The 22561-nt window shown below is 60.8% G+C and carries 16 protein-coding genes and 1 CRISPR repeat array; of the genes, 5 read left to right on the top strand and 11 right to left on the bottom strand.

Going from position 1 to position 22561, the window contains the following annotated elements:
• Nucleotides 1-55 precede the first annotated feature (55 nt).
• A complete protein-coding gene (locus PSV38_RS00700) occupies nucleotides 56-1606 on the bottom strand; it encodes a PAS domain-containing hybrid sensor histidine kinase/response regulator (RefSeq protein WP_300543684.1) in 1551 nt (516 codons plus the stop codon).
• A 292-nt stretch (nucleotides 1607-1898) separates the two neighbouring features.
• Here PSV38_RS00700 and PSV38_RS00695 point away from each other — a divergent pair, with 292 nt between their 5' ends.
• The gene (locus PSV38_RS00695) at nucleotides 1899-3527 is read left to right on the top strand and encodes an HDOD domain-containing protein (RefSeq protein WP_300543683.1); all 1629 of its coding nucleotides are present in this window, start codon (nucleotides 1899-1901) and stop codon (nucleotides 3525-3527) included.
• Between the two features lie 10 nt (nucleotides 3528-3537).
• On the top strand, nucleotides 3538-4008 hold the full coding sequence (gene trmL, locus PSV38_RS00690; RefSeq protein ID WP_300543681.1) for a tRNA (uridine(34)/cytosine(34)/5-carboxymethylaminomethyluridine(34)-2'-O)-methyltransferase TrmL: 471 nt from the start codon (nucleotides 3538-3540) through the stop codon (nucleotides 4006-4008).
• Here trmL and PSV38_RS00685 read toward each other — a convergent pair.
• Together PSV38_RS00685 and secB are read right to left on the bottom strand one after the other, a co-directional pair.
• A complete protein-coding gene (locus PSV38_RS00685) occupies nucleotides 3990-5018 on the bottom strand; it encodes an NAD(P)H-dependent glycerol-3-phosphate dehydrogenase (protein WP_300543679.1) in 1029 nt (342 codons plus the stop codon). The genes trmL and PSV38_RS00685 overlap by 19 nt on opposite strands.
• Before the next feature lie 16 nt (nucleotides 5019-5034).
• The gene (secB, locus tag PSV38_RS00680; protein WP_300543677.1) at nucleotides 5035-5502 is read right to left on the bottom strand and encodes a protein-export chaperone SecB; all 468 of its coding nucleotides are present in this window, start codon (nucleotides 5500-5502) and stop codon (nucleotides 5035-5037) included.
• A gap of 197 nt (nucleotides 5503-5699) precedes the next feature.
• Here secB and PSV38_RS00675 point away from each other — a divergent pair, with 197 nt between their 5' ends.
• Together PSV38_RS00675 and PSV38_RS00670 are read left to right on the top strand one after the other, a co-directional pair.
• The gene (locus tag PSV38_RS00675; RefSeq protein ID WP_300543673.1) at nucleotides 5700-5975 is read left to right on the top strand and encodes a ribbon-helix-helix domain-containing protein; all 276 of its coding nucleotides are present in this window, start codon (nucleotides 5700-5702) and stop codon (nucleotides 5973-5975) included.
• Nucleotides 5966-6241, top strand: a complete 276-nt coding sequence (locus PSV38_RS00670; RefSeq protein ID WP_300543671.1) for a type II toxin-antitoxin system RelE/ParE family toxin — start codon at nucleotides 5966-5968, stop codon at nucleotides 6239-6241. Before PSV38_RS00675 ends, PSV38_RS00670 begins: the two co-directional genes overlap by 10 nt.
• Before the next feature lie 39 nt (nucleotides 6242-6280).
• Nucleotides 6281-7967: direct repeats of the CRISPR family, unit length 36 nt; unit sequence GTTCCGGTCAGATCGCATATCCCGATCATCTAGACT.
• Nucleotides 7968-8037: 70 nt separating this feature from the next.
• Here the strand turns inward: PSV38_RS00670 and cas2 are convergent.
• The 8 genes from cas2 to glgB form a co-directional block, all read right to left on the bottom strand.
• Nucleotides 8038-8364, bottom strand: coding sequence for a CRISPR-associated endonuclease Cas2 (cas2, locus tag PSV38_RS00665; RefSeq protein WP_300543668.1), 327 nt, complete (start codon nucleotides 8362-8364; stop codon nucleotides 8038-8040).
• Between the two features lie 19 nt (nucleotides 8365-8383).
• The gene (gene cas1 / locus PSV38_RS00660; RefSeq protein WP_300543665.1) at nucleotides 8384-9316 is read right to left on the bottom strand and encodes a type II CRISPR-associated endonuclease Cas1; all 933 of its coding nucleotides are present in this window, start codon (nucleotides 9314-9316) and stop codon (nucleotides 8384-8386) included.
• Between the two features lie 3 nt (nucleotides 9317-9319).
• Nucleotides 9320-12385 (bottom strand): type II CRISPR RNA-guided endonuclease Cas9, encoded by a 3066-nt coding sequence (cas9, locus tag PSV38_RS00655; protein WP_300543663.1) that lies wholly within the window; start codon nucleotides 12383-12385, stop codon nucleotides 9320-9322.
• Between the two features lie 161 nt (nucleotides 12386-12546).
• A complete protein-coding gene (locus PSV38_RS00650; RefSeq protein WP_300543660.1) occupies nucleotides 12547-13740 on the bottom strand; it encodes a glycoside hydrolase 100 family protein in 1194 nt (397 codons plus the stop codon).
• Nucleotides 13741-13818: 78 nt separating this feature from the next.
• Nucleotides 13819-14502 (bottom strand): hypothetical protein, encoded by a 684-nt coding sequence (locus PSV38_RS00645; protein ID WP_300543657.1) that lies wholly within the window; start codon nucleotides 14500-14502, stop codon nucleotides 13819-13821.
• Between the two features lie 12 nt (nucleotides 14503-14514).
• Nucleotides 14515-17859, bottom strand: coding sequence for a maltose alpha-D-glucosyltransferase (gene treS / locus PSV38_RS00640; protein WP_300543654.1), 3345 nt, complete (start codon nucleotides 17857-17859; stop codon nucleotides 14515-14517).
• A 10-nt stretch (nucleotides 17860-17869) separates the two neighbouring features.
• Nucleotides 17870-19888 (bottom strand): alpha-1,4-glucan--maltose-1-phosphate maltosyltransferase, encoded by a 2019-nt coding sequence (locus PSV38_RS00635; RefSeq protein WP_300543652.1) that lies wholly within the window; start codon nucleotides 19886-19888, stop codon nucleotides 17870-17872.
• A complete protein-coding gene (gene glgB / locus PSV38_RS00630; RefSeq protein WP_300543650.1) occupies nucleotides 19866-21758 on the bottom strand; it encodes a 1,4-alpha-glucan branching protein GlgB in 1893 nt (630 codons plus the stop codon). Before glgB ends, PSV38_RS00635 begins: the two co-directional genes overlap by 23 nt.
• Before the next feature lie 188 nt (nucleotides 21759-21946).
• On the opposite strand from glgB, the gene PSV38_RS00625 reads away from it, so the two are divergent.
• Entirely contained in the window at nucleotides 21947-22546 is a 600-nt protein-coding gene (locus tag PSV38_RS00625; RefSeq protein ID WP_300543648.1) for a L,D-transpeptidase, read from the top strand.
• Nucleotides 22547-22561 lie beyond the last annotated feature (15 nt).

Here is a 22561-nt window from a genome sequence, read left to right as displayed (position 1 = left end):
ATGTTCCCAACCTTTGACATTCGTCAAGCATGCCCATGTCGGGGCGTTTCACGTATCAGGAAATGGCGCTTCCTGGGGTCAGGAAATCCTGAGTGGTGGGCAGCTCAAGCCAGAAGGTGCTGCCCATGCCTTGCTGGCTGCGAACGCCGACTGCTCCGTGCATGGATTCGGCCAGGCCCCGGCAGATGCTCAAGCCAATGCCGGTGCCCTGGGCATGGTGGTGGGTGCCTTCCAGCCGGGTGAAGGGTTTGAACAGCCGATCGAGCTGATGGGCTGCGATGCCCAGGCCCGTGTCGCTCACCTCAATGCGCAGCTTGTCAGCCCCGATGGGCAGGATCTGGATGGACACCTCACCGCTGGGGCGGTTGTACTTGATGGCATTGGACAAGAGGTTCAGCAGGATCTGCTTCAGGCGCATGCGGTCCGCCTGCACCGTGGCTCGGCTGGGGGCGACCGGATGCAGGCGAAGGGACCTTTGATCGGCCAGTGGTTGGGTCAGGCGCAGGCACTCCGCCAGCACCTCGTCCAGGTCGACGCCGGTCAGGGTAAGGCGCGCCTGGCCGGATTCGATCTTGGCCAGATCGAGCACCTCGTTGATCAGCGCCAGGAGGTGATGGCCCGCCGAGTGGATCTCATCGGCATAGCGCTTCTGACTGGTCGTGAGCGAGCCGTCACGCTGCAGCAATTGGGCAAAGCCCAGGATGGCGTTCATGGGCGTGCGCAACTCATGGCTCATTGCGGACAGGAATGACGACTTGGCCTCGCTGGTGCGCTCTGCCTGCTCCTTGGCCTGGCGCAGGGCCTCCTGTTGGAGCAACTCTGGCTCGTGGTCGCTGAAGATGTCGAACACAAACTGCGGCGCCCCATCCTGGTTGGCGATCACGCCGACGCTGCTCAAGGAGGGCAGGATCGTGCCGTCCTTGCGTTGCAAAGGCCACAGGCCGTGCCAGTGGAAGTCTGCGCGGTCAATGGTTTGCAGGGCACGTCGGGACTGTCGGCGCACCCGCGGCGCTGTGAACTCCCAAAATGGCTTGCGTTGGATCTCTTCAAAGCTGTAGCCCAGGGCGCGCTCAAGGGCCTGGTTGGTGTAGATCACCTGCCCGGCCAGGTCGGCCACGCCGATGCATTGTTCGGTCAGGTCAAACACGCTGGACAGCAGTGCCGTCTGGGCTTGGTCGTGGGGGGTGTTCAGCTCAACGCAGGCTTGAAGCAGCGCCATCACCCGCTGGCGATCAGGCGTTTGAGCCACTTTCAGGTGAGTCACGTCGGTGCGGATAGACACGCACTCCATCAATGCGCCTTGCTCGTCGTGCAGGGGCACGATGGTCGATTGAACCCAGTAAGGCGTGCCGTCCTTGCGGCGATTGCAGATCACGCCATGCCAGACTTGCCCCCGGTGGAGGGTGTGCCACATGTTCTTGTAAAACGGCTCGGGATGCTGGCCGGACTTGAGGATGCGGTGGTTGAACCCGATCAGTTCCTCACGGGCGTAACCGCTGATGAGGCAGAACCGCTCATTGACGTCGGTGATGGTCCCGCTGGCATCCGTGACGCTGACGATGGCATGGTGCTCCAGGGCGGTCTGGGTCTTGGTGAGCAGCGCCATGGCCCGCCCCACCGTCTCCGGCAAGCCGCGCGGACTGTTGGGTGACCCCCTTTGACTCCCCATGTGATCGACACTCCCTTTGCAGCACGCCGTGAGTGATCGTATAAACAAGGCCTGGACCGCGTCTGTCAGCGGAGGATGCAATCCGACTCAGAATTACCTGAAAGTTCAGCAGGGAATTGGACGGTTTCGCGCCGATATTCCGATGTTTGCCTCAGTGCGGCTTGCGGCCCAATCAACCGATGAGCGGTCTTCGCTCTCCTGCTTCATTTTGATTGATAGGGTTGTCTCCATGCCGGTCGACATCACTTCTGCGCCTGTCTCGGGTGAAAACCCCGCCGTCACCCTGGACTACCTGTTGCGGCGCATGCGCCACAAAAGCGATTTCCCGACCCTGTCGGCCTCGGTCTCACGCATCCAGTCCCTGTCCGAGTCGGAAAACGAAAGCCTGGGCGGCCTGTGCGACGAGATCCTCAAAGACGTCGCGCTGACCCAGAAACTGCTGCGCCTGATCAACACCCCGCATTACCGGCGCGGTGGCGGTGACGCCATCAGCACCGTCTCGCGCGCGGTGTCCCTGATCGGCCTGGCGGGTGTGCGCAACCTGGCCTTGTCCCTGATGCTCGTCGAGCACATGGAAGACAAAAAGCATGCCCAGCAGCTCAAGGAGGAGTTTTTGCGCACCGTGATGGCCGGCACCCTGGCCAGCGAGTTGTGCACCAATTCGCGTGATGCGGAAGACGCCTTCATCGGCTCCCTGTTCCGCAACCTGGGCCGCTTGCTGGCCGAGTTCTACCTGCCCGACGAAGCCGTGGAGGTGCGTGAACTGGCCCGCCCGGCCCCCGACGGCACCCCGGCTGGCATGACCGAGGCCGCCGCCTCCGCCCAGGTGCTGGGCATGCCCTTTGAGGACCTGGGCCAGGCTGTGGGCCAGACCTGGGCCTTGCCCGACCGCTTGCTGAACACCATGAAGGCGCCCACCGGCACCGTGCCCAATCGGTCCATGCTGGGCAAGCCCGAGCACCAATCCTGGCTGGCCACTTTGGCCAACGCCGCCGCCGACGCCATGCTGTTTTCACCGCCCGAAGAGCTGGGCAAGCGCCTGACCGTCCTCAACCAGAAATACGCCGCCTCGCTGGAGCTTAAGCCCGAAGCCGTGCAGGAGGCCGCCGCCCGCGCGCGCAAACGCCTGACCGAGCTGACCAAGGCGCTCAAACTGGAGCTGCCCAAAAACGCCCAGGCCGAACGCCTGCTGGACCATTTCTATGTGGACGCACCCAATGCCGGCCAGACCGAAGGCCCCGGCCCCGAGGCCCTGGGCCTGGCCCACACCGACGCTGCAGGCGAACTGGACCGCGACCAGGTGGTCGTGGCAAAAAACTCGGCCGATGTGCTCACCAGCGGCATCCAGGACATCACCAACACCATGGTCGATTCCTTCAAGCTCAACGACATCCTGCGCATGATTCTGGAGACGATCTACCGCGCGCTTGATTGCCGCCGCGTGATCTTCTGCATGCGCGACGCCAAGACCATGCAACTCATTGGCCGCATCGGCCTGGGTCATGGCGCCGACGGCATGAAGTCGGCTTTTCAGATCCCCTTGAAGCTGGCACCCGGCGCGCAGGCCGACCTGTTCACGGCCGTCAGCCTCAAAGGCGCCGACACGCTCATCTCTGACGCCAGCGCCGAGCCCATCCTGAGCCGCCTACCCGTGTGGTTCCGCGACCGCGTGCAGGCACCCACATTTTTGCTGTTGCCCATGTCCATGAAGCACCAGGGCAAGGACATGGTGCTGGGCTTGATTTACGCCGACAAGGCCCAGGCTGGCAGCCTGCAGATCAGCGAGAAAGACCTGTCGCTGCTGCGCACGCTGCGCAACCAGGCCGTGATGGCCTTCAAGCAAACGACCGGGGGATAATCGCGGGCATATGTTCCGCATCGTCCTCGTCGAACCTGAAATTCCGCCCAACACCGGCAACGTGATCCGCCTGGCGGCCAACACCGGCTGCGAGCTGCACCTCATCGAGCCTCTGGGTTTCTCGATGGACGACAAGCTGCTGCGCCGTGCGGGCCTGGATTACCACGAGCACGCCCCCGTGCGGCGCCACGCCCACTGGCAGGCCTTCATCGATGCCATGCAGCCTGACCGCTCTCGCATGTTCGCCTTCACCACGCGCGGCAGCCGCTTGTTGGGCGACTTTGCATGGCAGGCGGGCGACTGGCTGGTGTTCGGATGCGAAACGCGTGGCCTGGACCCGGCCCTGCGTGAGCAGTTTCCGCAAAGCCAGCGCGTGCGACTGCCCATGCTGCCCGAGCAACGCAGCCTGAACCTCAGCAACGCCGTGGCCGTGGCCGTGTTCGAGGCCTGGCGCCAGAACGGTTATTCGAACGGCGTTTGAAGGCGCACACCGGCGGTTTCGGCCTTGGCTTCGCGGCTCATCAACTCGCCCACCGCCCTGGCTGGTGTGATTCGGCCTTCCAGCACGGCCACCACGGCTTCGGTGATGGGCATGGCCACGTCCAAAGCCTTGGCGCGTTGCAGCACCGTGGCAGCGCTGTACACGCCTTCGGCCACATGGCCCAGGTCGGACAGGATTTGCGCCAGGGGCAGCCCTTCGGCGAGTTTGAGGCCCACCGTGCGGTTGCGCGACAGGTTGCCCGTGGCGGTCAGCACCAGGTCACCCAGCCCAGACAGCCCCATGAAGGTGTCGGTCTGTGCGCCCAGGGCCACGCCCAGGCGGGTCATCTCAGCCAGGCCTCGCGTGATCAGGGCGGCGCGGGCGTTCAGGCCCAGTGACATGCCATCGACGATGCCGGTGGCAATGGCCAGCACGTTCTTGACGGCCCCGCCCACTTCCACGCCGATGGGATCGTTGGAGGTGTAAACGCGCAGGCTGTCGCTGTGGAAGGCGGCCACGGCCTGGTCGCCCAGGGTGGTGTCGAAGCTGGCGGCCACCAGGGCGGTGGGTTGGTTGGCCGCGACTTCATTGGCGAAGCTGGGGCCGGACAACACGCCGCAGCGGGCATGCGGCCGCAGGGCCATCGCAATCTCGTGGCCCAAGCGCCCGGTGCCTTTTTCAAAACCCTTGCACAGCCATAGCGCGGCCACGTCTTCGGGCAGGGATTGCAGCATGCCATCGAGCGCCGCCATGGGCGTGCCGATGATCACCAGGCCGCCATGCTGGCCTTGCGCCCGCGAATGCGCCACGGCCTCGCACAGGTCGTGCGTCACGCGCAGGGCGTCGGGGAAGGGCGAATTCGGCAGGTAGCGGGCATTGCGCCGCGCGGCCTGCATGTCGCGCGCCTGGGCCTCGTCGCGGGCCCACAGCAGCACGTGGGGGTTGTGGCGGGCGGCGCTGATGGCCAGCGCCGTGCCCCAGGCCCCCGCCCCCAGAACCGTGAGGTTCATGCGGGTCAGGCCGAGATCAGGAATTCAGGGTCTGAGGCGCGCCAGCGGCGGCTTGTTGCAGCTGGGCTTCGTACATGGCCTGGAAGTTGACTTCGGTCAGGTGCACGGGCGGGAAGCCGGTGCGGTTGATGATGTCGGCCACGGTGGCGCGCAGGTAAGGGTAAACGATCTGCGGGCAGGCGATGGCCACGATGGGCTGCATCTGCTCTTGCGGCACGTTGCGGATCTCGAACAGGCCGGCTTGCTTGGCTTCCACCAGGAACAGCACCTTGTCGTTCACCTTGGTGGTGACCGTGGCGGTGACGGTGATCTCGAACAGGCCGTCCTTGACTTCTTCGGCGTTCAGGTTGAGCTGCACGTCCACCTGGGGTTGGCCTTGCTCCAGCAGGATGGCGGGCGCGTTGGGCTGCTCCAGCGACAGATCCTTCAGGTAGATGCGCTGGATGTTGAAGGAAGGTTGGCCGTTGTTGGCTTGGTCGGTCATGGTGAATCCTTGGGATGAAGCGCAGCTGTCAATTGAGCTGCGCCAGACAGATGAGGTGATCGGGCTGGATTATGGCCCAGGCTGATGACACCACTTCGGGGTGGATAACCCCCCTGCGCTTGCCATGTTGTGGCGTAAACCGCTTGTAAAGCGATGGTGTGATGTGCAATGATTGTTTGTGATTAGGAGTAAATCAAATGGCATCACCCGACACCCGTGTCATGACAGCGCACATCCCTGCGCCCCTGGCTGCAAAAGTAGACATCCTGGCCGAGCGCCTTGAGCGCTCGCGTGGTTGGGTGGTTAAGCAAGCCCTGGCTGCGTGGGTCGAGCAAGAAGAGGAGCGTTATCGCCTGACATTGGAAGCCCTGGCCGAAGTGGAGGCTGGGCAGGTGGTTGATCACGCTGATGTCAAGGCGTGGGCCGACAGTTTGGGCGCGGCCAAACCTCTGCCGGTTCCTCAATGCAAATAAATTGGACCAGCAAAGCGCTTGGTGATCTCGGGCGCCTTCATGCCTTTTTGGCGGAGGTGAATCCACCTGCAGCGGCGAAGGTGGTTGTGTCCATCACAGATGCTGTGGACCGCTTGCCCCGCAATCCTCGGCTTGGCGTGCGCCTTGACGAGTTTGAACCAGAGGAAGTGCGCCGCATCATTGTTGGGCAATATGAGGTTCGGTATTCGATTGCGGGTGGGGTGATTTATGTGCTGAGGATTTGGAGTGCCAGGGAGGATCGGTGAGGGTTTTTTAGGGATGGGTTTGACTGTTGATCGGTTTATTAATTGGTCAGATCGCATATCCCGATCATCTAGACTCAGTTGTTTGGCGGGGCGCCCTGTCGCAACGTTCCGGTCAGATCGCATATCCCGATCATCTAGACTTCGACAAGCAGCGCAATGGCGAGTGGGAAGGGTTCCGGTCAGATCGCATATCCCGATCATCTAGACTCATGTGGGGCGCTTGTGCTGGCGCGAGGAAGTTCCGGTCAGATCGCATATCCCGATCATCTAGACTACTGGTGACATCGTTCATGTCGAAGGGCCTGTTCCGGTCAGATCGCATATCCCGATCATCTAGACTTGCGCATCTTCGTGTCGTCGCCTTGCGCCAGTTCCGGTCAGATCGCATATCCCGATCATCTAGACTGGCGGCTACAAGATTGAGGCGAGTGAATTTGTTCCGGTCAGATCGCATATCCCGATCATCTAGACTTACCTACCTGCAGTGCGCCTGGCTGCGCTTGTTCCGGTCAGATCGCATATCCCGATCATCTAGACTATCACCAGATCCAGCAGGGTGAAGCGGTGTGTTCCGGTCAGATCGCATATCCCGATCATCTAGACTGCCGATGGCCAAGAAGCGCATTGCGGCGGGGTTCCGGTCAGATCGCATATCCCGATCATCTAGACTCAGCATCAGTAGCATAAGCAGCAGCATAAGGTTCCGGTCAGATCGCATATCCCGATCATCTAGACTATGCGACGACCACGGCCTTGTCCTCTGCCGGTTCCGGTCAGATCGCATATCCCGATCATCTAGACTCCTGCTCAAGAAGGGCCACAAGTTTGACGAGTTCCGGTCAGATCGCATATCCCGATCATCTAGACTATATCTGTTGGTCTAAATCGTAATCAACTAGTTCCGGTCAGATCGCATATCCCGATCATCTAGACTAAGGCCGAGGCCGAGCGCAACCGCATCCTGGTTCCGGTCAGATCGCATATCCCGATCATCTAGACTCAGCGCGCCAAACTGCAACGTGCCCTGACTGTTCCGGTCAGATCGCATATCCCGATCATCTAGACTATGGACGAAAAAGGCCGTTGCGAAGGTCAAGTTCCGGTCAGATCGCATATCCCGATCATCTAGACTTGGCGCAATGCGAAGCTCCTCTGGCTTGATGTTCCGGTCAGATCGCATATCCCGATCATCTAGACTCTGCCTGCTTTTCAAGCAAGCGCAGTAAGTGTTCCGGTCAGATCGCATATCCCGATCATCTAGACTAGGGCAGTTCGATCAGATTCGCAGCCGGGTGTTCCGGTCAGATCGCATATCCCGATCATCTAGACTCTACGCGGATGAGAAGGGCCTGACCCTTGAGTTCCGGTCAGATCGCATATCCCGATCATCTAGACTCAACCAGGCGGTCGGCATCCGTCTCAGCCAGTTCCGGTCAGATCGCATATCCCGATCATCTAGACTGCTTTCGATCTACCTTCGCAAAGAGCCCAAGTTCCGGTCAGATCGCATATCCCGATCATCTAGACTCATGCCGATCCGAAGGGACGGATTGGGTGAGTTCCGGTCAGATCGCATATCCCGATCATCTAGACTCGAGGGCATCCGTGGTCTGGATGAGGGCCGGTTCCGGTCAGATCGCATATCCCGATCATCTAGACTTGCTTCCTTGTCGGCCTGGGCCTGCTGGTAGTTCCGGTCAGATCGCATATCCCGATCATCTAGACTAGGAATGAGATAACCCCTTGATTCGTCAAGGGGTTATTCTCATTCTGGGTGAGCAAAAGGCGGTTTTTCATCAAAAAAGATCGAACTGATCCGGCGATTTTTTGGCCGGCTGCTTGGCTTGCCCGTGAAAAGAGACAATGCGCTCGTACTGTTTGTCGGTGAAAGTGAGGATATTGACCTTGCCGCCTTCTGGCAAGGACAACTCGACACGTTTGCTGTACGTGTCCACCTGCGACTGGCTGGTGCAAAAGCGCATGTACACAGAGAACTGAGACATCTCGAAGCCCATGTCCAGCAATGAGTTGCGGAACGCCGCCGCCGCCTTACGCTCGGTTTTTTCAACCACAGGTAAATCGAACATCACAACCATCCACATAAGTCTGTAGCTGCTGAGCATGTCGGTGGGTTGATCGGCGCTACTCGTCTTCGCCAAGGCTGGCAGCCAAAGCCAGCGGCAATCCGGGTAGTGGGAGGTCCAGCTTCTCTCGCTCCCCAAGGTAGACCTGGGCAAGTGAGGTGGCCAGCTTCTGAATGCAAGACATGACGGGCGTGGCGCCAACGCTGGTTTGCATGTCGTCATACAAGGTCCGAACCAAGGCTCGCTTGGTGTCTGGGGTGATGTACTTTTCACCTTGCCGAGCCAGTTGCCAAACGCGAAGATCAATGACTGGGCGGAACGGCTCCATGACATCGTCAATCAATCGCATGGCGTTGCCTTCGTTGCTGTGGAACACGCCCAGGGTGGGATGCAGGCCCGCTGCCACTACCGCGCGTGCCGTGGCAGCCCGCAAGACGGTGTATCCATAGTTCAACATGGCGTTGAGGCCTTCTCCGTCTTGCCGGCGGCGAAAGTCATCCCCAAACAGCAAGCCCCAATATCGCCGAGCACCTTGAGCTTCCATGTTGTCGGGATCACCTGATCGAACTTTGGCGACCAATGCAGACAAGGGGACCGATGGTGCGCCTGTGGCCTCCAATGCCGCCGCCTGCTGCTGTAGCTTGGCTTTCACGATGTCAGCCCATAGACGCTTGTGCAAGGGCTTGCTGGCGGCGATCTGTGCATCCAGCCGTTTAGCTTGCTGGAAGTTCCCGTCGATGGACAGGAGCATGCCCACAGCGTTGTGATTGGCGCCACAAAGCACAAAGGGTGCGCCTCGTTCGGCCAGTGCCACCAGCAGATTGTTGGTGTAGCTCAGGCCATGGGCATTGGCGATGACTGCGGCGATGTCATCGAGGGGAACTTGACCGAGTTCCTTGCGTGAACCCTCGGTGTCTTGCACCACCATGAAGCCCCGCGACATGAACAGGTGTCGGCGGTCATCGGCTACTTCGACGATGCGGCCAATCATGATTCAACTCACAAAGCCGCAGTCACGAAGCTCACCAATTGGCGAAACGATCACCATCCTGCCTTTGGCTTTTTGCAGTGAGCTTGGATACTTGGAAACATATGCAAATGAGTCTTGCTTATCAGAGTTTCTAGAATCCACGTTGGCTTCGAAGTGGTCGCACATGAAAAATTGGCCACTCCCGAAGATCTTGACCACTTTCATCGTCCTTTCGAGATCCTCAACTTCCAGGCGGACTGTGTCGCCAATCACTACCCTCATGACCAAGGGGTGGTTTGATTGGCTCAGCTTTGGATGTCGGAGTTTTGCAAGTCCAGCGACTTCTCCGTGTTGCCGAACTACTTGATAAGCATCAAATGTAGACACTACATCGCCATTCCACTTCCCCTTCTCATCCCGCCAGATCTCCAAGCAGTAGTTGCTCCCGCCCACATAGCCTTTGTAGGCTTTTGCTTGCCCCGCGTCATCAAGCCCATGCCTGTCTGGGTTGCTGGTGCTGCTGATGGCCACCAGATTTTTGTTCTTGACCTCGCGTATGCGAGCACCACCGCCTTCAGGCCTGACTCTGCGTGTGACTTCTCCATTTTCTCGGAAGCCCCATGCGGTCTCTTCATGCATGGCACCCTGATAGCCATGGTCAGGCTTGTGGCTGATCACAATATTTTTCAGAGCGCGTTCAACGTGCTCTCTGTAAGTCGGCCAAGGCAATGGCATCTCTTCAACCAACCGATCCAGCTGACGTGCCCGAGCGCTCTCGCTGGCCTTGGCAAATCGTTGCAGAAGACCCTGGTCTGTGATGCCAATCACGGCGGCGTCCAGTGCATGGTGTCGATGGTCGTTGCGGTTCTTGAGCTGGTTGCCTGACAGCAGTTGATTCAAGCCAAACTTGCCGCGCAGTAGCGCGGTCATTCTTCCGGGAATGGCTCTAACGCGATTGGGTGGGCAGATGAGCGACAGGTACTCTTTTGCGATGCGTGAAAGATAGGCGGTGTCATTGAGTGCCCGAGCCAGGAAATCCTTGTTTTCTTTCAGCCAGCGTTGATAGCCATCGGGTGCGAAGCGTTTGGCCTTTTCCTTGTTCATGAAAGAGGCCCGATGAACGATGGCCTCGTAGTCATACCCTGGTTCGGTGTTCTTGCCAAATGCATCGAACGGGGTGCGGTTGCCCTTGTCTCGGTTGGAGCGACGCATGGCAACGGTCTTGTTGTTCATGCTGTCATCCAGCGTGATTGAATAAGGCAGGATGTGTTCGATCTCTACTTCATATGACAGCAGGCGCTCAATGCTGATTTGCTCTCCGGTGTAGGGGCAACGGCGGTCTGCGGCATCCTTGGGATTGAGTTCAACCCAGAGCTGCATTTTTTGAGACAGTTCCCGTCGCTTGCCCCGGTCCAAGTTGGCCGGGGTCAAGCTCAGGGCGGTGCACGCATCGGCCACGAGCATGTCGTTTCGCCATTGCTTTTCAGCTTGCTCCTTGTTGATCTCCAACTTGAGTTCCCGGCTGATCTTGAGGTCGCGGGTGACCTCCACGATCACTTCGCTGGGGTGGCCATAGCGCCTGATCAGCGCGTTGACCACTTTGCGCAACTCGTTCAGCCCGATGTGGACGGTCGGGTTGGCGATCTTGCCGAATCGTTCTTCGTCATTGCGCGGGTTGTCTTTGGCAAAGGCAACATGGCGGCGCAGCGGTTCCCCGTAGTAGGGCAGTGCTTCCATGATTTCGCCCGTGGATTGAGCGTGTGACAAGGCGCTGTGGCTTTCAAAGCCTGCGCGAATGACGGCTTCTGAATAAACCACGACGTCATTGACCAGTTGAGGCAGCACGCGAGCAACGGCCGCGCGGCTGAGGCTGCCATAGCCTTCGGGCAGTCCTGTGCTGGCGATGCGTTCGGCGGCTGCTTCATCCACGCCGGTGTGTTGTTGAAGCCACTCAACCAGCACAGATTCACTGGCTTCGTTGAGCAACTGTTCGACGATGCTGTCTTGCTGTTCAAGTGGAAACTCATGCCAGCGTTCGTCAAAATGCTGGGCTTTGGACAGCGTGGCGGTGGTGGCGTTGCCTTTGAGCCGATCGCGTTTGATGTCTTCCAGGTTGAATTTGGTATGGCCTGGCAGTTTCAGTGCCTTGACCATGGCCGTGAAGCGAACCTCGCCTTGACGCTCCAACAAGTCAGCGATTTTGTCGCGTTGCTCTTTGGTCAAAGCGACCTCGCGCAGGTCGGGTGTCAACAACCGAAGGTTGTTGACCTCTTGATAGATGCGAAACCGTTGAATGGAAGGTAACGCTTGCGGTGCGCGCTCCTCATCGGGCAGCAAGGTGCAGCGACCTGGTTTGACCGGTTTGAGTTGGCGCTGAAACAGCAGCACATCTTTCAACTCAATGGCGGCAGCCTCGGTGAACAAGCTGGGATTCAATTTTGATTGGGCTGCCCACAGGGCGTCAAACTCATGCTCGATCATGGCGCGGTCGGCATAAAAATCGTAGGCCTTGTCCTTCTGCGTTCTGCCACGCAATCTGGCGCGAACGCTTTCTCTGGCCTCATGGCGCTTTGCCAGCCACTCACCCAGCGTTTGGCAGTTTTCTTCGACCAGTTTGTTGCGCAGATCCTTGATGGCTTTTTTCAGTGCGCCGCTGTCGTTGTCCTTCTTGTCCGTCTTGCGATTGCTTAGAAAACCTCTGCGCTGATTGATGTGAAACAGTGCTCGCGCAAACTCAGGTCCGGTTAGGATTTCATGCAGACCTTTTTTGCGGAGCACGTAAGGGTCCAAAGTGACCAGTGCTCTGCGCTGCACTTCATCGGTGGGGAAAAACCCCAGGCGCGTCAGCGAGGCCAGCATCTGCTCTTTTCGCTTCAGCAAACGATCACGCCTGCGTCGCATTTGACGAGCGGCTCGCCGTGTGACGGCCAAGGAGCTGCCGTCTTTGGGATTGCGCCCATCTGGGAAAATGCGAGCGCCCATGCGGATGATGGCCACCGGAGCCTTTTCTGCATCCAGGCGAATCATGGCCCACCCAATGGAGGTTGTGCCAAGGTCCAACGCCAAGCGGTAGCGCATTTTAGGCAGCATGCCTTTTCTCCCTGCATTTGATTACAACGGTAGCAGGCTACAGCATATACTCGGCATCACGTTAGATGATCGGGATATGCGTTCTGTCCGCTAACAAGCTGAAGAGCACCAAATGAGAAGGCCGCTACATGCGGCCTTCTGTCTTTTTCGCCCAGCAAAAATTAAGCGCTCAAGCCGGTTTCCCCCAACGCCTTCTGCGCCATCAAATAAGCCGCCGCATTCCAGCTCTGCCCCGCCATGCCCATGGGTTTGAGCGTCTGCCCATGAAACCACTCGGTGAAGCGCCAGTCGTCCAGGCTGTTGACATGCGCCAACTTGGCCAGCTCCTGCTCGGCCCAGGCCTTCTTGCCCATCTCGGCGAGCATCAGCGCCCAGAAGCCACCAATGAAGGGCCAGATGCCGCCGTTGTGGTACTGGTGCGGGTGGTTCTGCTGGTGGCGGCCCATGTAGGCGCGCCACAGCTCGTGGTCGGTGTCGATGGGGGTGGTCACGGCGCGCACTGGGTAGGGCTCGGCCACGGCCGCCGTTTGCAGGGTCTTCACCACCTCCTTGGCCATCGAATCGTCCGCCAGGCCATAAAGCACGGCCAAAATGTTGCCAAACACATCGCCCTCGTCGCCCACGAAGGACAGGTTGACGAAGCTGAGGTACAGGCCCGGGTTGCGTTGGCCGCGCCGTGCGTAGTGGCTCAGCAGGCGGCCACGCCGGTACTCGGGCAGGTCGCGCTTGAAAGGGTGGAACAGGTGGTTGAAGTGGTAGTGCGTTTCTTCCAGGCAGGGCAGTTCGAACAGCAGCTTGACGCGGTACCACAGGGCGTTGGTGTACAGCACGAAGCCAGAGCGCGGCATGATGTCGGCCCAGTCACTGGCCTCGTTTTGCTGCAGCAAGAAGAACTTCTGATGCTCTTGCGCCATCAGCCAGTTGATGGCCAGATCAACCTGCGGCTGCCACCGCTGGGCCATGTCGGGCCATTGGCCATGGCGGCGAACGTGGTCCACCGCGATCAACCACCACAGGGTGGCGTCGATGCAGCCCAGGTACCAAAAATCGGCATCCTGGCCTTCGGGGTCCACGTACTTGGGGATCTGGCCGTTGCGGGCTTGCAGTTCGGCCAGCGAGTCGAGGCTGGCCACCGCGCCTTGCTCCAGCGCGGCATCGCCACTGCCCGCCATGGCCAGCACGCAGATGGCGGCATCCCGGCCAAACACGCGGGTGTAGCTGCGCGCTTCGGCGGCCTCGGTGCGGCTGGCCGCGAGGATGCCGCGGGGCGTGAGGTTGCGGCGCAGCAATTCGAGGGATTCGGTGGTGCAGAGCTGGACCAGCGACTCTTCGACCAGGGCAGCGTGGTTGTTCATGGCGGTCTCCATCGCAAGATCTGACGACAGGCATGTTGACACCCATCTTGGCAGGCCGTTCTCAGGAACAACCGGCGATCAGGGGATCTTGTCCCGCTTGCTGGTGGGCCACCACTCTTCCAGGCGGGCCGCAGCCCATTCTCGCCCGCCCAGGCCAAACGCCAGGGCGATGGCCAGAACAACGCCACCCAGCACGATGAGGAAAGCATCGCGGATGATGGTGCCGCCCACTTCCATCTGGTCCAGCGCGATCATCACCACAAAGGCCATGATGGCGTACCGGGCCAGGCGGGATAGCGAGTCGCCATCGTGGATGCCAGCGTTTTCGCAATAGGTGTAGACCGCGTTGGCCACGAAGCGCGCGAAGTAGGCGCCAAAGGCCAGGATCAGCAGCGCCACGATCACCTTGGGCACGAACCACATCACTCGGCCCAGCAACTCGGTCACATGGGTCAGGCCCAGGCCATTGAAGGCCACCACCAGCGCGATCAAGATGACGAGCCAGTAAGCCAGCAGGCCGAACAGGTCCACCGTGTCGATCAGGGTGCCGCCCTTTTTAAGGAAGCTGTCCATGCCCGAGCGTTTGGTCAGGATGTGGAAGTTGATGGCGCGCAGGCCGCGCTGGATGGCAAACCGCGCGGCCTTGGCCAGCAGGATGCCGAGCAGCATCACCAGGATGGCCACGCCCAAGCGGGGCAGGAAGGCGCCCAGCTCAAACAGGAAGGCCCTGACAGGTTCAAGGTACACGTCGACTCTTTCCATGGATTTTTTCTCCTAGCCTGGCATCTTGAGGATGCCGAGGATGCCCTGCAAGGGGATGCGCACCCAGTCGGGGCGATTGTTCAGCTCGTAGCGCAGTTCGTACAGCGCTTTTTCAAGTTCGAACAAACCTAACAAACCTTGGCCTGCTTCCAGGGCTTCGTGAAGGCCGGACCCTTGGGTAGCTTGCGCATAGGCACTCAGGAAAGCGGCTCGGGCCTGGGCCTCCCACTCGACGGCAAAGGGGGCCAGGGTGTTCAGCTCTTCATCGTTCACGGCGGAGCCACGCAGGGCGCTCACCCTGGCGTAGCTGAAGGAGCGCAGCATTCCGGCGACGTCGCGCAAGGGCGATTGCTTGACGCGGCGCTCATCAAAGCTGCGGCCCGGCTCGCCTTCGAAGTCGATGATGACGAAGTCGTTCTTGGTGAGCAGGACCTGCGCGAGGTGGTAATCGCCATGGAAGCGCGTCTTGAGGGCCCGGGGCGTGCCGACGGTGAAGCGTTCGATCCGCTGTTGGATGTCGTGGCGTGCAGCCAGCACCTGATGCGCTTCCGCCTGGGCTTCAACACTGCCCAATTGGCCCAGGCTGTTCTCGAGCAGCATGAGCACGGACCGGGCATCAGCGCTGATGTGCTGGCGGTAGGCTTGCAGGTCGATCGGGGTCAGAGGCTCGGGCTCGAAGGCGGGATGGCCGGTGCGTTGGGCCAGGGCCAGGTGCAGTTGGGCGGTGCGCAGGCCCAGGGTTTCGACCAGAGCCAGGTAAGCACCGTGCACACCTTCGGGCACGGACTCCAGGCTGGTTCGGCGCATTTCCAGGTAGCGCTGCAGGTAGCCGGTGGTGTAGGTCCAGCCATCGCCTTGGTTGGGCACATAGCCTTGAACGATGGACAAGGTCATGACCGAGCCATCGTTGCCGGCGTACTCCAGCAGGCCCGCCACGGGCACGCAGTGCGGAAACTTGACCACCTCGGTCAGGTGCCGGCCGATCTCGACTTCCGGGTTCAGGCCCGCGCGGACGCGGCGGTAGCCCTTGAGGAATAGCCGCTCATTCACGGTGACGATGGTGTTGCTGCTTTGCGCCTGAGGCTTGCCGATGGCCATGGTGGCGAGCTCATCGCCGACCAGGGTGTTGAGCACGGTCGTGGCGCGAAAGCGCAGTTCGCCTTGGCTGGTCTCCACGGTTTTGTTGGTGGCGATGGCTTGCAGCAGCGCGCGGCAGAACACCTCGTCCGCGAAGGCGTCGGCCATCAGGCCCACGCTGGCCTGTTGCCGAACCCGCGCCACGGCCGACATGGCCAGGCCGCGCATGCGTTCTTCGTCCTTGTCCTCCCAGGCCATCGCCAATGGAAGGAAGTAAGCGGAGCCGTCCTGGCCTGTCCCGTCGATGTCCACCACGGGCAACAGCCAGCTGTGGCGGCCTTCTTCCCACACGGCAGAGTCGACGATGACCGCGCTCTTGATGGCCGTGCCTTTGGCAGCGTACCAGCGCTGGGTTTCGATGTAGCGAGGCAGCATCTCGTTTTCGAACTGAGCGCGGGTCTTGATGGCCAAGCCGATGCGCCAAGGCACCACCTGGTCGCGGAACAGGCTGAGCCAGCCATCAAACAGCACCAGCACGGGCAGCTCTTCGGCGGGCGTTTGGTCGCGGTGCCAACTGGGCACACTCACATCGGTGCTCAGCTTGAACCAGTAGAAGCCGTGAGCTGGAATGGTGAGCAGGTAGGGCAGGTCGCCGATGGGCGGAAAGGCGGTGCGGCCCAGCATCTCGACGGGCACACGGCCTTTGAAACGCGACAGGTCAAGCTCGACCGGCTGGGCCGAGCGGCTGAGGTTGGCCACGCAGAGGATGGTGTCGTCGCCATGCTCGCGCAGGTAGGCCAGCACCTTGCGGTTGCCGGGCTTGAGGAACTTGAGTTCTCCGCGGCCGAAGGCGTGGCTGGTCTGTCGCACGGCCAGCATGCGACGCATCCAGTTGAGCAGCGAGGACGGATCTCGCATCTGCGATTCGACGTTGACGGCCTGGTAGCCATAGACCGCGTCCATGATGGGCGGCAGGTAGAGGCGTTGCGGGTCGGCGCGCGAGAAGCCGGCGTTGCGGTCGGGGCTCCACTGCATGGGGGTGCGCACGCCATTGCGGTCGCCGATGAAGACGTTGTCGCCCATGCCCAGCTCATCGCCGTAATAGATGATGGGTGAGCCGCGCATCGACAGCAGCAGGCTGTTCATCAGCTTGATGGTGTCGATGTTGTTTTCCATCAAGGGCGCCAGGCGCCGGCGGATGCCCAGGTTGATGCGTGCACGCGGGTCGGCCGCGTAGGTGTTGTACATGTAGTCGCGCTCTTTGCTGGTCACCATCTCCAGCGTGAGTTCGTCGTGGTTGCGCAAGAAGATCGCCCACTGGCAGCTGTCGGGGATGTCCGGCGTCTGCTGCATGATCTCGGTCAGGGGGAAGCGGTCTTCCTGGGCGATGGACATGTAGATGCGCGGCATCAAGGGGAAGTGATAGGCCGCGTGGCACTCATCGCCATCACCGAAGTACTCGCGCACGTCTTCTGGCCATTGGTTGGCCTCGGCGAGCAGGAAGCGGTTCTGGTAGCTGGCGTCAATGGCGGCGCGCAACTGCTTGATGATGTTGTGCGTCTCGGGCAGGTTCTCGTTGTTGGTGCCGTCGCGTTCGATCAGGTAGGGGATGGCGTCCAGGCGGAAGCCGTCCACGCCCATGTCCAGCCAGAAGCGCATGGTTTTGATGATGGCCTCCAGCACCTGCGGGTTGTCGAAGTTGAGGTCGGGCTGGTGGCTGAAGAAGCGGTGCCAGTAGTAGGCCTTGGCGATCGGGTCCCACGTCCAGTTCGACGTTTCGGTGTCGGTGAAGATGATGCGGGTGCCGAGGTACTTCTGGTCGGTGTCGCTCCAGACGTAGAAGTCGCGCTCAGGTGAGCCGGGCGGCGCATGGCGCGCGGCCACGAACCAGGGGTGCAGGTCAGAGGTGTGGTTGATGACCAGCTCGGTGATGACCTTGAGGTCGCGCTTGTGGGCTTCGGCCAGCATCAGCTTGAAGTCGTCCAGCGTGCCGTACTGCGGGTGGATGTCGTCGTAGCCGGAGATGTCGTAGCCGTCATCGCGCAAAGGCGAGGGGTAGAAGGGCATCAACCAGATGGTGTTGACGCCCAGGTCTTTCACGTAATCCAGCTTGGCGGCCACGCCTTTGAAGTCGCCCATGCCATCGTCGTTGGAATCAAAGAAGGCTTTGACGTTGAGCTGGTAGATGACGGCGTCTTTGTACCAGAGGGCGGCGTCCGTCACCGGGGTGGTGGCGCCTTGTTCGGCTTCTGCCAGGTGCGGTGTTCGCGGTGAGTTCATCTAGGCGCTCTCAGGCGAAATTGTCGAAGTGGCGCTCGTCCTGCACCCGCTTTCGCAAGCGGAAAACGTGGGCAGGCGCTTGTGTCGGATCCAGTATGACGAAGTTGCGCAAACCCTGCCAGGTGAAGCGCTGCGCGCTCAACAAGTCATGCACTTCATACTGGGAAGCAGGGTCAAGGTTCATGGCTTCGGCATCCAGGTTGATCCAACCGGACTGCGGGTTGTGCGGGTCCAGGTTGACGACGACCAGGATGATGTTGTCACCATCGGCCGTCTGCTTGACGTAGGCGATGAGCTGGTCGTTGTCGGTGTTGAAGAATCGCAAGCTGGCGTTCGATTGCAAGGCGGGGTTCTCGCGCCGGATGGTGTTGATCTGCGCGATGAGCTGGGCCAGGCTGTCGGGCCGGGCCACGTCCCACTCGCCCCAGTGGCGCAACTGGTATTTTTCGGAGTTGAGGTACTCCTCGCTACCGGGGCTGCGGGGTGCGCTGTCCAACAGCTCATAGGCCGGGCCGTAGACGCCATAGTTGGAGGACAGTGTGGCGGCCAGCACCAGTCGCAGCGCGAAGATGGGGCGACCGCCTGCGTGCAGGTGTTCGTTGAGGATGTCGGGCGTGTTGGGCCACACATTGGGGCGGAAGTAATCGTTGCCGGGGCCTTGGGAAAGTTCGGTGAAATAGTCGGTCAACTCCTGCTTGGTGTTGCGCCAGGTGAAGTAGGTGTACGACTGCGAGTAACCCAGCTTGGCCAGGCGGTGCATGACCTTGGGCCGCGTGAAGGCCTCGGCCAGGAAAAGCACCTCGGGATGTTCGCGCTTGATGGCGGTGATGGCCCACTCCCAGAAGGGGAAGGCCTTGGTGTGCGGGTTGTCCACCCGGAAGATGGTCACGCCCTCGTTGATCCAATGATCAAACACGCTTTTCAATTCTTGCCACAGAGCGCGCCAGTCGGTAGTCTCGAAGTTGAAGGGGTAGATGTCCTGGTACTTCTTGGGCGGGTTTTCGGCGTATTGCACCGTGCCATCCGGGCGCCATTTGAACCATTCGGGGTGGGCCTGCACATAAGGGTGGTCGGGGGCGCACTGGAAGGCGATGTCGAGGGCGATCTCCAGGCCCAGATCGCGGGCCTGGCTCACCAGGGATCGGAAGTCTTCGATGGTGCCCAGCTCGGGCAGCAGGTCTTTGTGGCCGCCTTCCAGTGCCCCGATGGCCCAAGGGCTGCCAACATCACCAGGCTCGATTGTGAGTGCGTTGTTGCGGCCTTTGCGCTTCTCGCGCCCGATGGGGTGGATGGGTGGGAAATACAGCACGTCAAAGCCCATCGCTGCCACGTAGGGCAGGCGCCGCGCCACGTCCTGGAAGGTGCCGTGCTGGCCGGGCTCGAACGAGGCCGATCGCGGGAAGAGCTCGTACCAGCTGCTGTAGCGGGCGCGCGCCCGGTCGGCCACCAAGGGCAGTTCGATGGGGAAGTGGGTCGCCAGTTGGCGGTCGGGGTAGCGGCGGGCCACGTCGGCCTGAGCCTCGCCTAGCGCCAGGGCTTTCAGGGTCTGGGCATCGCCTGGGTGTTTGCGCAGTTGCTGGGCCCAGGCCCCCAGTTCGGCCTTGTCGGTGGCCTTGGCGCGCTTGGCGGCGTCGTCGATCAGTTCCGCCCCCACCAGGGCTGCAAGGCGAATGTCTTCCTCGTCCACGCGTCGGGTCAATTCATGGCGCCAGGACTCGAAGGGATCGACCCAGGCCAGCACACTGTAGAAGTAACGGCCGGGCTTTTCGGGCGTGAACTCGGCGAACCACTCGTCGTTGAAGGCCAGCTTCATCTCGATGTCTTGCGGCGTGGTGTCGTGCTCGGAGCGCCAGCGCAGCATCACGCGCAGCACATCGTGCCCGTCGGTGAAGCAATTGGCCTGGATGCGCATGGGCTCGCCAGCAATGGTCTTGACCGCGAAGCGGCCAGCGTCCACCACGGGCAGCACTGCGTCGATCACCGCGCGTTGCCGCCCTTCGCGCTGGCTAGGTGGTTTCCGAGATGCCATGCGCTTCCAGTTTAAGGATGAGGGTGGACAGGGGCGGCAAGATCAGCTGCAGGGAGTGCGGCCTGCCGTGCGACTCTTCAGGACTGGTGTCTGCCCCGCCCAGGTTGCCCCAGCCAGATCCCCCAAACTCCTTGGCGTCGCTGTTGAAAATCTCGCGCCAATGGCCTGCCAAAGGCACGCCCACCTGGTAATGCTCGCGGGGCAGGGGGGTGAGGTTCACTGCCACCAGCAAGGGGGCGGTGCCGACCTGGCCTTTGCGCAGAAAAACCACCACCGTGGCACTCACGTCATTGCCTTCGATCCACTCAAACCCCGCGTCACTGAAGTCGATCTGGTGCAAGGCGGGCTCGCTGCGGTAAACGCGGTTGAGTTCACTGACCATCCGTTGCACACCCTGGTGCGCCGGGTCCTGCGTCAAGCCCCAATCCAACTGGCCTTCGTGCGTCCACTCGCGCTCCTGCGCGAACTCTCCGCCCATGAACAGCAGCTTCTTGCCGGGGTGGGTCCACATCAGGCCATACATGGCTCGCAGGTTGGCAAAGCGTTGCCATTGATCGCCCGGCATCTTGCCCAACAGCGAGCCTTTGCCATAGACCACCTCGTCGTGCGACAAGGGCAGCACGAAGTTCTCGTTGAAGGCATAGACCAGCGAAAAAGTCAGCTTGCCCAGGTGGTACTTGCGGTGGATGGGGTCTTCGTGCATGAAGGCCAGGGTGTCGTGCATCCAGCCCATGTTCCACTTCATGCCAAAGCCCAGGCCACCCATCGAGGTCGGGCGCGACACCTGCGGCCAGGCGGTCGATTCTTCCGCGATGGTGATGACATCGGGGTGCTCGCGGTAAACAGCCTCGTTGAGCTTGCGCAGAAAATCAACGGCTTCGAGGTTTTCCTTGCCGCCATGCTGGTTGGGGATCCACTCGCCATCCTTGCGCGCGTAGTCCAGGTAAAGCATGGAGGCCACCGCGTCCACGCGCAGCCCATCAAGGTGGTACTTCTCCAGCCAGAACAGGGCCGACGAGATCAGGAAGCTGCGCACCTCACCACGCCCGTAATTGAAGATGCTGGAGCTCCATTCCGGGTGGAAGCCCTGGCGCGGATCGGCATGCTCGAACAGGTGGGTGCCGTCGAAATACTGCAAGCCATGTTCATCGGTGGGGAAGTGCGAGGGCACCCAATCCAGGATCACGCCGATGCCTTGCTGGTGCAGGTGGTCCACGAAGTACATGAAGTCTTGTGGAGTGCCGTAGCGCGAGGTGGGGGCGAAGTAGCCCGTGGTCTGGTAGCCCCATGAACCGTAAAATGGGTGCTCAGTGATGGGCATCAACTCCACATGGGTGAAGCCCATCGTGAGGATGTAGTCGGCCAGCTCATGCGCCAGGTCGCGGTAGTTCACGGGGCCCTGATCGCGTCGCCATGAGCCCGCGTGAAACTCGTAAATCGACATGGGGGCATCCAGCGCATTGCGGGCGCCGCGTGTGCGCATCCAGTCGCCATCACCCCAGGCATGCTCCAGAGACCAGACTCGGCTACCTTTAGCCGGTGAAACTTCAGCGTACACGGCAAAGGGGTCGGCCTTGTCGGCCACGTACAAACCACCATGGCCCTGCACACGGTACTTGTAAGCCTGACCGTGACGTGCCTGAGGCACCTGGCCCTCCCACAGGCCACTGCGGTCACCGCGAAGCTGCAGTGGGTGGGCCAGGGGATCCCACTGGTTCCAATCGCCAATGACCGAGACACTCACGGCATTGGGCGCCCAAACCCTGAAGTGCGCCCCTTCCAGTTCTTGCGACAGGTGGCAGCCCAGTTGGTCATGCAAACGTGCGTGCGTGCCTTCGCCAAACAGATAGAGGTCTTGGTCGGTCAACACGTGGTGGGGTGCTCCATGGTTTTATGGGGTGTGCTGCAGGTTGTGGGGCAATCTGCGTACCCGGTATCTCAGTACCCCACGCACCGTTCTGATCGGGATTTTTTTCCGAACAATGTTCCGAGGCCTTGGCGCGCCCTGGGAACACCAGTTGCTGCAATTGCAGGATGAAAATAAAAATCAATGCAACGATGTTGGGACTGGCCTGTGTGGCCTTGCACCCGGCGTGGGCTGCAGAAGAACTTGCAGCCCACATTCAAACCTTGGCCGACTCGGTGGTGCAAACAAAAGACAGCCGAGGGCAACCCTTTGCCGTCATCGACAAGGTCCAGGCGCGGTTGTTCGTGTTCCATCCCGATGGGCGAGTGCAGGGCACCACGCCCATCTTGTTGGGCAGCGCCCGGGGGGATGATTCGGTGCCCGGCATTGGTCAGCGCAAATTGCAAGACATCCGACCTGCCGAGCGCACCACGCCCGCCGGTCGGTTTACGATCGAGGCCGGGCGCAACGCTCAGGGCGAAGACATTTTCTGGATCGACTACGACGCGGCCATCTCCATGCACCGGGTGCGGGCCACCAAGGCTTCTGAGCGTCGCCTGCAGCGGCTGGCCACGGCCACAACTGCCGACAACCGCATCTCGTATGGTTGCATCAACGTGCCGGTCGTTTTCTTCAACACGGTGGTGCAACCGACCTTCAGCGGGCACCAGGGCGTGATGTACGTGCTGCCTGAAACCCGGGCAGCTCGCGATGTGTTCTCCGATTTGAAAGCGAACAAACCGGGCTCGTGACCCGGTTTGTTCGCA

Source organism: Aquabacterium sp., from assembly GCF_029946005.1.
In the GTDB taxonomy this organism is placed as follows: Bacteria; Pseudomonadota; Gammaproteobacteria; order Burkholderiales; family Burkholderiaceae_C; genus Aquabacterium.
The sequence above is the reverse complement of the archived record's forward strand: the minus strand, read 5'-3'. Positions and strand labels throughout refer to the sequence as shown.

What these genes read in the sequence shown, in the direction of transcription:
- PSV38_RS00675 (WP_300543673.1), top strand. Translation starts at nt 5,700, where the DNA reads ATGGCATCACCCGACACCCGTGTCATGACAGCGCACATCCCTGCGCCC.
- PSV38_RS00670 (WP_300543671.1), top strand. Translation starts at nt 5,966, where the DNA reads ATGCAAATAAATTGGACCAGCAAAGCGCTTGGTGATCTCGGGCGCCTT.
- secB (WP_300543677.1), bottom strand. Translation starts at nt 5,502, where the DNA reads ATGACCGACCAAGCCAACAACGGCCAACCTTCCTTCAACATCCAGCGC.
- PSV38_RS00635 (WP_300543652.1), bottom strand. Translation starts at nt 19,888, where the DNA reads ATGGCATCTCGGAAACCACCTAGCCAGCGCGAAGGGCGGCAACGCGCG.
- PSV38_RS00650 (WP_300543660.1), bottom strand. Translation starts at nt 13,740, where the DNA reads ATGAACAACCACGCTGCCCTGGTCGAAGAGTCGCTGGTCCAGCTCTGC.
- cas1 (WP_300543665.1), bottom strand. Translation starts at nt 9,316, where the DNA reads ATGATTGGCCGCATCGTCGAAGTAGCCGATGACCGCCGACACCTGTTC.
- PSV38_RS00645 (WP_300543657.1), bottom strand. Translation starts at nt 14,502, where the DNA reads ATGGAAAGAGTCGACGTGTACCTTGAACCTGTCAGGGCCTTCCTGTTT.
- trmL (WP_300543681.1), top strand. Translation starts at nt 3,538, where the DNA reads ATGTTCCGCATCGTCCTCGTCGAACCTGAAATTCCGCCCAACACCGGC.
- treS (WP_300543654.1), bottom strand. Translation starts at nt 17,859, where the DNA reads ATGAACTCACCGCGAACACCGCACCTGGCAGAAGCCGAACAAGGCGCC.
- PSV38_RS00700 (WP_300543684.1), bottom strand. Translation starts at nt 1,606, where the DNA reads ATGGCGCTGCTCACCAAGACCCAGACCGCCCTGGAGCACCATGCCATC.
- cas2 (WP_300543668.1), bottom strand. Translation starts at nt 8,364, where the DNA reads ATGCTCAGCAGCTACAGACTTATGTGGATGGTTGTGATGTTCGATTTA.
- PSV38_RS00695 (WP_300543683.1), top strand. Translation starts at nt 1,899, where the DNA reads ATGCCGGTCGACATCACTTCTGCGCCTGTCTCGGGTGAAAACCCCGCC.
- PSV38_RS00625 (WP_300543648.1), top strand. Translation starts at nt 21,947, where the DNA reads ATGTTGGGACTGGCCTGTGTGGCCTTGCACCCGGCGTGGGCTGCAGAA.
- cas9 (WP_300543663.1), bottom strand. Translation starts at nt 12,385, where the DNA reads ATGCTGCCTAAAATGCGCTACCGCTTGGCGTTGGACCTTGGCACAACC.
- PSV38_RS00685 (WP_300543679.1), bottom strand. Translation starts at nt 5,018, where the DNA reads ATGAACCTCACGGTTCTGGGGGCGGGGGCCTGGGGCACGGCGCTGGCC.